Origin of the sequence: Flavobacterium crassostreae (assembly GCF_001831475.1) — a bacterium.
GTDB lineage: Bacteria > Bacteroidota > Bacteroidia > Flavobacteriales > Flavobacteriaceae > Flavobacterium > Flavobacterium crassostreae.
The window spans coordinates 821664-833524 of the sequence record NZ_CP017688.1; the positions used below are offsets into that span (position 1 = coordinate 821664).

General features: G+C 38.9%; 10 protein-coding genes. 6 read left to right on the forward strand and 4 right to left on the reverse strand.

The annotated features are described in order from the left end of the window. Positions 1–6: 6 nt before the first annotated feature. Positions 7–1350 carry an RIP metalloprotease RseP gene (gene rseP, locus LB076_RS03625; protein WP_066332978.1) on the reverse strand — a complete coding sequence of 448 codons (1344 nt, stop codon included), beginning with the start codon at positions 1348–1350 and terminating at the stop codon, positions 7–9. A gap of 256 nt (positions 1351–1606) precedes the next feature. Between rseP and LB076_RS03630 the strand changes: the two genes are divergently transcribed. The 6 genes from LB076_RS03630 to hflX all read left to right on the forward strand — a co-directional run bounded on the left by LB076_RS03630 (position 1607) and on the right by hflX (position 9547). Further along, positions 1607–2674 (forward strand): NADH:flavin oxidoreductase/NADH oxidase, encoded by a 1068-nt coding sequence (locus tag LB076_RS03630; protein ID WP_066332980.1) that lies wholly within the window; start codon positions 1607–1609, stop codon positions 2672–2674. Then, the gene (locus LB076_RS03635) at positions 2641–2853 is read left to right on the forward strand and encodes a Gfo/Idh/MocA family oxidoreductase (RefSeq protein ID WP_066332988.1); all 213 of its coding nucleotides are present in this window, start codon (positions 2641–2643) and stop codon (positions 2851–2853) included. The genes LB076_RS03630 and LB076_RS03635 overlap by 34 nt, the downstream gene beginning before the upstream one ends. A 515-nt stretch (positions 2854–3368) precedes the next feature. Further along, a complete protein-coding gene (locus LB076_RS03640) occupies positions 3369–6206 on the forward strand; it encodes a carboxypeptidase-like regulatory domain-containing protein (protein WP_066332998.1) in 2838 nt (945 codons plus the stop codon). A gap of 15 nt (positions 6207–6221) precedes the next feature. Next, on the forward strand, positions 6222–7577 hold the full coding sequence (locus tag LB076_RS03645; protein WP_066333001.1) for a DUF5689 domain-containing protein: 1356 nt from the start codon (positions 6222–6224) through the stop codon (positions 7575–7577). A gap of 58 nt (positions 7578–7635) precedes the next feature. Further along, complete coding sequence (locus LB076_RS03650; protein WP_066333002.1) at positions 7636–8085, forward strand: FKBP-type peptidyl-prolyl cis-trans isomerase; 450 nt, start codon at positions 7636–7638, stop codon at positions 8083–8085. A gap of 211 nt (positions 8086–8296) precedes the next feature. After that, positions 8297–9547 carry a GTPase HflX gene (hflX, locus tag LB076_RS03655; RefSeq protein WP_066333005.1) on the forward strand — a complete coding sequence of 417 codons (1251 nt, stop codon included), beginning with the start codon at positions 8297–8299 and terminating at the stop codon, positions 9545–9547. Between the two features lie 76 nt (positions 9548–9623). Here hflX and LB076_RS03660 read toward each other — a convergent pair whose 3' ends face one another. From LB076_RS03660 to LB076_RS03670, 3 genes are all read right to left on the reverse strand, one after another. After that, a complete protein-coding gene (locus tag LB076_RS03660) occupies positions 9624–10472 on the reverse strand; it encodes a DUF3078 domain-containing protein (RefSeq protein ID WP_066333008.1) in 849 nt (282 codons plus the stop codon). Between the two features lie 423 nt (positions 10473–10895). Then, positions 10896–11408, reverse strand: a complete 513-nt coding sequence (locus LB076_RS03665) for a DUF2480 family protein (RefSeq protein WP_066333011.1) — start codon at positions 11406–11408, stop codon at positions 10896–10898. A 108-nt stretch (positions 11409–11516) separates the two neighbouring features. Then, the gene (locus LB076_RS03670; protein WP_066333012.1) at positions 11517–11840 is read right to left on the reverse strand and encodes an SUF system Fe-S cluster assembly protein; all 324 of its coding nucleotides are present in this window, start codon (positions 11838–11840) and stop codon (positions 11517–11519) included. Between the last annotated feature and the right edge of the window lie 21 nt (positions 11841–11861).

Here is an 11861-nt window from a genome sequence, read left to right on the forward strand (position 1 = left end):
TTTTTTTTACCTGCCTACAACTGCCTTATAAATGTCGTTTCCGTTGGCAAATAAAAGCAGGGTTATAAGTAAAACAAAACCAACCATTTGCGCGTTTTCTAAAAATTTGTCGGATGGTTTTTTGCCCGAAATCATTTCGTATAATAAAAACATTACGTGGCCACCATCTAGTGCTGGAATAGGCAATAAGTTCATTACTCCAAGCATGATGGACAACAATGCCGTGATTCTCCAAAAGGTTTCCCAGCTCCAAGTATCCGGAAAAATATCAAATATGGCCTTAAATCCACCCACTTGTTTGTAGGCTTTGGTCTCTGGGTTAAAAATCATCTTTAATTGTTTTCCGTAACCTACTAGTTGGTCTTTTCCTTTGGTGATTCCAACCGGAATGGCTTCCAAAAAGGGGTATTCTTTTTTGCTAACTTTATAGTATCCCAATTTTTCTAAAGAGTCCATGCTCAGTCCGCCTACTTGCACGCCTATGGTTCCTTGTTTAGAAACCTGTAATGTGATATTTTGCGTTTTTTGATTGCGCAGGATGGTTGCCGCAATGGTTTTTCCTTTATTGCTTTGCAAAATGGATTTGGCTTGATCAAAGTATTTGGTTTCTTGCCCATTTAGAGAAACAATCAAATCCTTTGGTTCTAAATTGGTATTGGCAGAGCCATCCGCTATGGCACCAATGGCAAAAGGCATGCGTATGGAAATTAGGGATCCTTTTTCGTATTTGGACAATTGATCCACAAGGTCAATTGGTATTTGGATTTCTTGCTCTTTTCCATCTCGTTCTATTAAGATGCTTTTGGCCATTATCAGCTTTAAATTGATGTCGTTGTCAAACTTTTCTATAAATACGCCATCAGCAGCCAGTATTTTGTCTCCAGTTTTAAATCCTGCCTTTAGCATTACTGGATTATCAATTAGCATTCCGTCTTTAAAATCGGCATTGGCTACATAGGTATCGCCGTAGGTAAAGGCCATTCCGATATAGATAATAAATGCCAAGATAAAGTTTACGGTAACACCACCAAGCATAATAATCAACCGTTGGTAAGCGGGTTTGGAACGAAATTCCCAAGGTTGTGGCGGCAATGCCATTTGCTCCTTATCCATGCTCTCGTCTATCATTCCCGAAATTTTTACATAGCCTCCAAGTGGTAACCAGCCAATTCCGTACTCGGTTTCGCCAATTTTCTTTTTTAGAAGAGAGTATTTAACGTCAAAAAATAGATAGAATTTTTCTACTCTGGTTTTGAATAACTTAGCAGGAATAAAATGCCCTAATTCATGCAGTATAATAAGTAATGATAAGCTCAATAAAAATTGAGAAAGCTTGATAAATAAATCCATTTTTTAATTTTAATTCTTTTTTATAACTCACAAAAGTAAGGTTTTCTATTTGTATAATTTGCAATTATTGTTCCATAAGGGTTTAAAAGTTTGTTAATTAATACAATTTAGGCAATGCCTTTGGATTAGGGGTAGTAACTTTACTTTTTGCGCAGTTGCTACCAAAGGCATTCCGTTTTTGCGGTTTGCAAACCCACATTTTTTGGAGCCGGTTGCTGGACTGTATTTTAGAACCATTTTATAAAACCCCAACGTTATGTCTTCAAAATTATTTTCACCACTACAAATAAAAGAAATTACCTTCAAGAACCGCATTGCCATCTCGCCCATGTGCCAATATTCTGCCACAGATGGTTTTGCCACCGACTGGCATTTGGTCCATTTAGGAAGCCGTGCCATAGGTGGGGCTGCTTTGCTGCTTCAAGAGGCTACAGCAGTATCTCCCGAGGGGCGCATCTCTCCCGGAGATTTAGGCATTTGGAGTGATGCCCAGCTACCAAAGTATCGTGCCATCAACCAATTTATCGAGAGTCAAAATGCCATAGCTGGAATTCAGTTGGCTCATGCAGGCCGCAAAGCAAGCGTTTCGGTACCTTGGCAAGGCAATAAAAAATTAGATCCTCTACAGGGCGGTTGGCAAACGGTGGCACCTAGCGCAATTGCGTACCACGATACCGAGCCAGTACCGCTTGCTTTGGATGCACAAGGCATCCAGAAAGTGCTTTTGGATTTTAAGCTAGCAGCCCAAAGAGCCCTAAAAGCGGGTTTTAAGGTGCTAGAAATTCATGCTGCCCACGGCTATTTGTTACACCAATTTTTGTCTCCATTATCCAATTTAAGAACAGACCAATATGGAGGTAGTTTTGCCAACAGAATCCGTTTGACACTCCAAGTGGTTGCAGCAGTACAGTCGGAATGGCCCATTAACTTGCCTCTTTTTGTAAGAATATCTGCCACCGACTGGGCAGAAGGCGGTTGGAACCTAGAAGAATCTGTGGCCTTGTCTAAAATCCTTAAGCAAGAAGGAGTGGACCTAATAGACGTTTCTACGGGGGCTTTGGTGCCCTACCAAAAAATTCCGGTTGCTCCCAACTACCAAGTTCCTTTTGCCGAAAGGATAAAAAAAGAAAGCAACATCCTCACCGGAGCAGTGGGTTTAATCACGCAAGCAGCACAAGCCGAAAAAATTGTCGCCTCAGCACAAGCCGATTTGGTGTTGTTTGGACGCGAATCCTTAAGAGACCCCAATCTAGCCCTGACTTTAGCCCAGGATTTGCAAGCCGAAATCCCATGGCCAAAACAATACCAAAGAGCCCAGCCGTAAATTTAAAAAACGCAAAAACAGTACGCAAAAAAATACCTAGTTTACCAGGCAATTATCAAGAATTTTATAATGGAGTTTCTACTGCCATAAACCACAACAAGCCAATGCCAGTCACCCCAGAACAGGCTGTTTTGGTTATACAACGTATCGAAGCCGCCCTGCAAAGCAACCAACAATAAAGAGTAATTAATCTATAAAACAACTACCGCAGTACCTAAAAGCAGCCTTCTCAAACCCGGTGTTTATCTTATTTTTTGAAATACCTTGCCTCCAATACACCACCAATAAGTCGCCCCGCTGTACGCAGTATCTTTATTGCCAAACCCTGGCAATAAAGGATACACGCTGCCATCGGGATTAAAGATAGTGGGCAGTATCCAGAACAGTGCTATCCACCAAACTACAAGATACTTTTTAGTCCCATAAAAAACTTAAAGTAAAATTATCTTTAAAAAACAGCCCTAATATAAAAGTTTTTTTATATTTGAAAACCAGCTATTTAGCCGTTAGTACACCCGCCACACACTAACGGTTTGGGTTTTGCTCCAAAAACAATGTTTTTATATCCCAATATTGCAAGCATTTTTGTTTTAAGCGTGATAGCAACCCATATTAGACCCCACCACAAATATTGTTTCGGTTACCAATCCTAAATTTTTAGGACAAACTCTGCTATTTTTTAAACAGAATTTTCATGAAACAATCCCTTTTTAAACTGTTTTTTATTTTTTGCGCAAGCACACTATATTCTCAAACTCCAACAGGGTTAACCGGTAAGGTTCTAGATGCCAAAACCCAGCAACCCTTGTCACATGTAGTAGTCACCATTCCAAACACCAATAAAACCCAATTGACCAGTGCCACCGGTACGTTTAATTTTAGTGCGCTAACAACAGGAAAACAGTTGGTATTATTTCGTAGTCAGGGCTATAAAGAAGCCTTGTATCCCGTAGTTATTCTGCCGGATCAAATTGTCGATCTAGGTAGCGTGGTATTGGAGCACGAAGATTTTACAGACCTACAAACTACCGTGATCCAGCTCTTTGATGCAGACCTCACCGAAGAGGATAGTGGTTCCGAAACCATTTCGGGAATACTACAATCGTCTAAGGATAATTTTCAGCGTGCAGCAGCATTCAATTGGGGGCAAGCCCGCTTTAAAGTCAGAGGGCTACCCACCGAGTATGCTACCATAAGCATCAATAGCATCCCGATGAATAAACTCTATGATGGCAGACCACAATGGAGCAATTGGGGAGGGCTCAATGATGCCCTGCGTAACCAAGAATTTACTCTTGGAACCGAGCCCTCCGACCACAATTTTGGAAACCTTCTTGGCACCCAAGAAATCAATACAAGAGCCTCTAGTTACAGAGCAGGAACCAAGGTTACGCTCTCGGGCACCAATACCAATTACAGCTGGCGTGCTATGACTACGCACGCTTCTGGAACAAGCCGCAAAGGATGGTCTTACGTGATATCAGCTGGCAAAAGACATACCCAAGAAGGCTATTTTGAAGGGACTACCTACAATGCAACTTCGGTATTAATAGGGCTCGAAAAACAAATAAATACCCAACACAGCATACATTTTACCGGAATATACACCCCAAATACTAGAGGCAAAAACAGCCCCAACACAGACGAAGTCGTGGCATTAACCAGCCCAAAATACAATGCCTATTGGGGCTATCAAAACGGACAAAAACGCAACTCAAGAGTAAAAACGGTTCAAGAACCCATTTGGATGTTACAGCATCTTTTTAAAATAAATGCGCATACCAACTTAAATAGCAGTATTATGTACCAATCTGGCAAAATTGGCAATAGCAAAATAGATTATCAAAATGGCAATAGTCCAGATCCTACCTATTTTAGAAAACTACCCAGCTATTTCAGTGCACTATATGCCCCAGATTCGGGCCAATATTCTGGAGATTTTACCCCAGATCATGCCAACGCCCAAAAAAACAAACAAGCATTTTTGGCCCAACCCCAACTAGATTGGGCTGCCTTATACCGTGCCAATCAAATTCCGGTTACAGACTCCAAAGGAACAATTATCCAATACCAACCCGCCAAGAGTCATTATGTACTCTATGAAGATAGAACAGACGACCAATTATTTGTAGCCAACGTAGGTATAAATAGCCAAATCAGCGGTCCTGTCTCTGTGCAGGCAGCAGTTACTGTAAATAAACTCCAATCGCACAACTACCAAAAACTAATAGACCTACTAGGAGGTACTTATTTTGAAGACATCGACCCTTTTTATAAAGGCAGTCAAGCACAGTCTGATTTGAATAACCCTAACAGACGTGTAGGCTTGGGCGATAGTTATGGGTATAATTACACCTTTTTGGCGAGTACTTTTGCGGCTTTTACCCAATTTAAATTTACATACAATACCATTGATTTTTATTTAGCACAAACGTTTTCTACTACCCAATACCAGCGAGAAGGCAAGTACAAAAACGGCATTTATCCCAATACATCGTTGGGTAAAAGTTCTTTAGTTAGTTTTGATAACTTTGGTTTTAAAGGCGGAATAACCTATAAAATATCCGGAAAACAGTGGTTGTATTGTAATGCTGCACAGCTAACTAAAGCACCTAGTTTGCGCAATACATTTGCAAATTCAAGATTAAATAATGCAACAGTTGAAGGATTGGAGAGCGAAACCAGTAGTAGTTTAGATCTAAATTATGTTTTTAGAGCACCTAAATTTAAAGCCCGTTTGACGGCCTATTATATTGCAAGGAAAGGGGCGAGCAGAACCTCTTTTTTTTATGCCGAAGGAATTTTTGATAATGGAGCAGGAGACACCAATACCAATGCTTTTGTGAGTCAAAACTTGACACATATTAATACCAAAAATACGGGCTTAGAACTGAGTTTAGAACAACAACTCTCCTCTACTATCCAAATAACATTGGCAGCAGCTTATGGCAATTACATTTATGACAACAATCCTAATTTGATCGTAAATAACGATGCCCTTGCAACACCAGAAAACCCAAAACCAACATTTGATTTTGGAAAAGCAGCACTCAAAAATTACAAACAGCCAGGAATGCCACAAGAGGCTTATAGTTTGGGTATAGCCTATCGGGATCCTAAGTATTGGTGGATTGCACCTAATCTAAATTATTTAAGAGCGAGTTATGTTGATTTTTCGGCCATTACCAGAACCAATAGTTTTAATATAAATCCTGCAAGCGGTTTTCCTTTTCCGGAGGCAACACTTGCAAGAGCAAAAGAACTACTCCAACAAGAGCGTTTTCCAGATTTATTGATGCTCAATTTAATAGGCGGAAAATCTTGGCGAATAAACCGAAAGTACTTGGGCCTTTTTGTTAGTGTTCAGAATGTTTTGGACAAAATATACAAATCAGGCGGCTACGAACAAGCCCGAAACGGAAATTTTAGACAATTAGATCAAGACGTATCTAGCGGTACGCCTACTTTTGGTAACAAATATTATTACGGATACGGACGCACTTTTTTTGTAAACCTATCCTTTAGTTTCTAAACAAAACCCTTAATTATGACAACATCACATTGGTACAGCTATTCTAGTTTGCTCCTGCTGGGCATTCTTTTTTGGAGTTGTGAACAACAAAACACAAGCATTCCTAGTTTGGAGTGCAATCAAGCGCCGGTTGAGGCAACCAAAACCGTAGCAGAGATACGCCAAAGTGCTACTGCTATAGTTAGTGCGTATCCATACAAGGATATTATAGAGGTCTATGTGGTTTCTAGTGATGAGTATGGTACTTTTTTTAAAACCATATCGTTTCAAACCTTGGCCACAGCCACAACAGCATCTATTGGGTTTAGTGTTCCTGTGGATGTAAGCAACACCTATGTTGATTATCCCTTAGGCACTAAGGTGTCTATCCAACTTCAAGACCAATTTACAGATATTAAGTATGGAGGTCTTAGAATTGGAGGCCTCTATGTCAGTAGTTTTAATACTGGAGGAGTAGGGCGTTTGTCTGCCACTACCTACAAAAAAGTACTGCTTGCCTCTTGCACTAACCTAACAGAAGACCAATTAGTAACCCCCATGACCATTGCACAATCCCAAAACGAAGATAAATTAAACACCTTAATAGAGCTAGACAACGTACAATTTAAAGAAGATGCCATAGGCCGCAGCTACTACGAAGAAGCCAACGATATAGGTGGCGCAACCAACTGGAGTTTATTAGACACCGAAGGCAATCAAATTATTTTTAGAACCAGTAGCTATGCTCGTTTTGCCTCTAATTTGGTGCCAACCGGAAGCGGAACCGTACGGGGAGTTCTAACAAAATATGGGGATGATTTTCAATTAGTTGCTAGATCTGAGGCCGATATTAAAATAAAAAACGAAAGAAACATTCCTTTTTTTATAGAAAATTTTCAATCCGTAACAGACAAAGCAAACCTGAGTCTACCAGGGTGGACCAATATAGTAGAGGCAGGAAAACTCTCCTGGAGATCTGGTGTTATAGCCGGGAATGGTTATGCAGAATTTGCCATTAGTGGCACAAAGGTAGCATCCAATATTGCTTGGTTGATTTCGCCCAAAATAGATATGGACCTGCACAAAAACGAAACACTAACCTTTCGGACAGCACAAGAAAAACTAGATGTAGACTCGCCATTAAATTCTCTAGAGGTGTATGTTGCCACAGATTTTGATGGACTAAATGTATCGCAAGCAAATTGGGTTTTATTAGACCCCAACCTACCCAAACAAGCCAGCCCGTGGGGCCAATTTATAGGTTCCGGAAAAATAGACCTTTCGGACTACCAAGGCAAAATAAACATTGCCTTTAAGTATACCGGTTCCGGAAAAAATACCGCCTTAGATGGGAGTTTTTTGTTAGATGATGTGCAGATTTTTAGTAATTAAAAACCTTAGACCTTAGTTACAGGTTTGTTATATTTGTGGCAACTTAAACACAAACACCATGAAATACGCTTTATTTGCGCTGCTTTTTGCCTTAGTTATCTCTTGTGCCAAAGAAAAAAAAGTAGACTATGCTACCAAAAATGACCAAGAAATAACTGCTTATATTGCCAAAAAGAACCTAAAAGCCCAAAAAGCCGCTTCAGGATTGTATTATATAATTGAGAACCCTGGAACTGGAGCACAGCCAACACCAAGTTCTGAAGTAACGGTTGCATACAAAGGCTATTATACAGATGGAACGGTCTTTGACCAAAGTAATGCCCAAGGAATTCGTTTTCCGTTAAACGGAGTCATAAAAGGCTGGACAGAAGGGATTGCTTATTTTAAAGAAGGAGGCAATGGGCTTCTGTTGATCCCTGCACATTTGGGTTACGGTAGCGCTACCTACAGTGGTATTCCTGGAGGCTCAGTGCTTATTTTTGATGTAAAACTAATCACAGTACACTAAATCCAAGACAATTTGTGGCAACATACAGTATGCAATTGCTTTAGAACAGCGCTTTTATACGCTTTGGCACAAAAAATAATATGCAACCAAAGCAGCAACCATAACTTTATAAAAGATAAAAATACGTATAATTGTTTTTCATAAGTTAAAAAACAACCCTTAGCCCACTTAGTAACTAGCAAATGATTAAATTTGTGACTTATACCAATATATGTTAGAAAAAGAAGTAATCAATTTTGAAAAAACAGCCATTGTAGGCATTGTTACTCAAAATCAAAGTGAAGAGAAACTCCAAGAATATTTAGATGAATTAGAGTTTTTGATCTACACCGCTGGAGGAGAAGTCGTAAAACGTTTTTATCAAAAAATGGAACGACCAAATCCTAAAACCTTTGTAGGGACTGGAAAGATTGAAGAAATTCATCTTTTTGTAAAAGAAAATGGCATTTCGACGCTAATATTTGATGATGAGCTAACGCCTTCGCAGCAAAAAAATATTTCCAAAATAATTGAAGAATGCAAAATCTTAGACCGAACCCATCTAATTTTGGATATTTTTGCACAACGAGCGGAAACCTCCTATGCCAGAACCCAAGTAGAGCTTGCACAATGCCAGTATTTGCTACCTAGGCTCTCCGGAATGTGGACCCACCTAGAGCGTCAAAAAGGAGGAATTGGAATGCGCGGCCCTGGTGAAACAGAGATTGAAACCGATAGGCGTATTGTTCGAGACAGAATAGCATTGCTCAAAGACAAAATAAAAGCCATAGACAAACAGATGGGTACCCAACGCAGCAATCGCGGTGCTATGGTACGAGTGGCTTTGGTTGGCTATACCAATGTAGGAAAATCTACCTTAATGAATGCCGTTGGCAAAAGCGATGTTTTTGTAGAAAACAAACTCTTTGCAACCTTAGATACCACTGTCAGAAAAGTAGTAATCAAAAACCTACCTTTTTTACTCTCCGATACCGTAGGATTTATACGTAAATTACCGACACAGTTAGTAGATTCTTTTAAGAGTACTCTAGATGAGGTGCGAGAGGCAGATTTGTTGTTGCACGTAGTAGATATTTCGCATCCAGATTTTGAAGATCATATTGCCTCGGTTAATCAAACCTTGTTAGACATTAAGGCTAATGACAAACCAGTAATCATGGTTTTTAATAAAATAGATGCCTACAAGCATTTGACCATTGATCCAGACGATTTAATGACCGAAAAAACAAGCAAACACTACAGCCTTCAAGAGTGGAAATCTACTTGGATGGGGCGCGTAGGAGAACAAAATGCCTTGTTTATATCGGCTACCGACAAGCTAAACTTTGAAGAATTTAGAGAGCGAGTTTACGAATCTGTAAGACAAATTCACATTACTCGTTTTCCTTACAACAAGTTTTTGTATCCAGATTATAAAGACGCTGTAGAGAAAGAAACCGATATCGATTCTTCCGAAGAATAAAGCCCAGATAGGAGAAGCAAAAAAAATCCCTTTTGAATGTATTCAAAAGGGATTTTTTGATAGCAAAGCTTTTTGTTTAGAAAGCATAATTGATACCTGCTCCAAAAAGTTCTTTTACTTGGACTGCTTTTATAGCATTGTCGTCATAAATGGCTTGTAGGGCAACGTTAGCCGATAGGTATTTGTTGATTTTCATTACCACATTCATCTGGTAGTCCATATCTATATTTTGTGGCTGGTCTAAGTAGTTAGAATATAAATTCAAACGGTTCTCTACCGAAACATTTTCCATGATGTTAAATTTGTAGTATGCAGAGATACTTGCTCCAAATTCAAAACGAGAGCTATCTCCTTTCAAAACACCAAAAGAAGGGCCAAATTCGGTAAAGTGCTTGTGCACAAAAATAGTTTTTGCGGCAGCTGGAGCAAAGTTAACACTCAAATTGTCACTTTTTTTCCATAACATACCTGGTCCAAATTGAAAATAGGCAGGAGAGAAAAAGTGAGAGATACGGGTGCCGTCTTTGCCTAATCCCATGTCTAACTGGCTCTTAAAGTTAAAATAAGCAGAATAGTACCAGAAACCAGATGCTTTTTTTCCCCAAAGAGAGTTTAGTTCAATACGGTCATCGGTTTTAACAGCATTGTTGTCTCCTTTAATTTTGCTTAATCCATAGGCAAGAATAAATTTGTTATCCCAAACTACATTTCCTTTTTTATAATTAAGGTCATAATTCAAACCAAAATTTCCAGCAACATTAGATGTTCCTCCACCAAGCCATTCTTTATTATAAGCAGATTGATTGAATAGTAACGAAATGTTTCCTTTTCTGGTCCAAAGTTTTGTAGAATCTGTAGCAACTTCTTGTGCTGTAACTGCCGTTAAGGCAAAAAGTAAAACGAAAGTAAGTAGTGTTTTTTTCATGATTTTATTTTAAAAAGCAAAGATAATTAAAAAATAAAAATCACTTCAAAGTGTAAATAATTGCTAATCAGTATTTTAATTTATTTTTCAAAGAGAGAAATACCTCTTTTTGGGTGGTGTTTTTGCTCCAGTACAATGGGGTATTTGCGGTTTTGTTCAAGTTGTTTAACGTGCTGTTTTGTAGTGGTTTACTCTTTGTTTTTAAGGACTGAAAGGGTTTTGTTACTAGTTTTTTTGGGTCTCTTGTAGTGCTAATTTGCCAAATTGGATACTAGGTATAGTTGTTTTAGATAAACTACTAATTTTACCGACAATTAGCACAAATGCCTGTGTTTAGGGATTTTTTAAAGCCAAAAAAAGCCAATTTCAAACCCAAAACGTGGGTGCTTTGTGTTTAAAATTGGCGTTTTATTAGGATGTGTTTTATTCTTTTTTGTTGGTTTTGTACAAAGGGACCGCGGAGCAAGCCTCACCATACATAATACTTCTAGCAAAAGCTTGTAATTGTTGTGATGCCAAAATATAAGCACGCATCGGTACCGGTTTTTTGGAGCAACCCTTGATAATTACGGCTTTGTTTTTGTAGATGGTATAATCTATTTCAGCAAGGATTTCTTGATACAAGAGAGCATCCAAATCTTCTAGAGTACCGTTGGCTATTTTTTTAGCAAATGGAGCCAATTGTATCGTGACTAGCAACAAGGCCCAAGCAGGAACGATGGCGTCTGTGCTACAATGGATGGCTACCAAATGGTCTTGGTATTGTGCCCAGTTATGGCTTTTGAGGTGTGCTCTAAAATCGGTTTCTTTTAATAAAAAACCCTCAAGTAACCATTGCGAAATATCTATTTGGGTTCGGATTCCTTTTGGATAATACTCCTCAAGGTCAAATACCTCTAGGGCACTGTTGGCAACTTTATTAATTATTTGTTCCATAAACCAAGGGTTTTAAAGCCGTAAATTGCAGTTTGAAGCGGTAGGCTTTGTTTTTATGTACAAAAAATGGTTTTGTGTTTTTATGTTGTTTTTGGGCAGTAAGCAAAATTAAAGCATTCCTAATTCTAGCTTTGCTTCTTCACTCATTAAATCTTTGCTCCAAGGTGGGTCAAATGTAATTTCTACCTCGGCATCTTTTACATGCTGAATGGATTTTACTTTATCTTCTACTTCTTTGGGCAAGCTCTCTGCAACGGGGCAGTTTGGAGAGGTTAGGGTCATTAGTATTTTTACTTCATAATCGGTGTTGACCATTACGTCATAAATTAGCCCTAATTCGTAAATGTCTACCGGAATTTCAGGATCATATATGGTTTTTAATTTCTTTACAATTGCTTCGCCCAATTCTGCGGTGTCTATTTCTTCTGTCATTTTTTTTGATTTTAGTATTCT

Coding starts and splice junctions, on each gene's coding strand:
- LB076_RS03665 (WP_066333011.1), bottom strand. CDS start 11,408: ATGGAACAAATAATTAATAAAGTTGCCAACAGTGCCCTAGAGGTATTT.
- LB076_RS03670 (WP_066333012.1), bottom strand. CDS start 11,840: ATGACAGAAGAAATAGACACCGCAGAATTGGGCGAAGCAATTGTAAAG.
- LB076_RS03660 (WP_066333008.1), bottom strand. CDS start 10,472: ATGAAAAAAACACTACTTACTTTCGTTTTACTTTTTGCCTTAACGGCA.
- rseP (WP_066332978.1), bottom strand. CDS start 1,350: ATGGATTTATTTATCAAGCTTTCTCAATTTTTATTGAGCTTATCATTA.
- LB076_RS03630 (WP_066332980.1), top strand. CDS start 1,607: ATGTCTTCAAAATTATTTTCACCACTACAAATAAAAGAAATTACCTTC.
- hflX (WP_066333005.1), top strand. CDS start 8,297: ATGTTAGAAAAAGAAGTAATCAATTTTGAAAAAACAGCCATTGTAGGC.
- LB076_RS03640 (WP_066332998.1), top strand. CDS start 3,369: ATGAAACAATCCCTTTTTAAACTGTTTTTTATTTTTTGCGCAAGCACA.
- LB076_RS03645 (WP_066333001.1), top strand. CDS start 6,222: ATGACAACATCACATTGGTACAGCTATTCTAGTTTGCTCCTGCTGGGC.
- LB076_RS03635 (WP_066332988.1), top strand. CDS start 2,641: ATGGCCAAAACAATACCAAAGAGCCCAGCCGTAAATTTAAAAAACGCA.
- LB076_RS03650 (WP_066333002.1), top strand. CDS start 7,636: ATGAAATACGCTTTATTTGCGCTGCTTTTTGCCTTAGTTATCTCTTGT.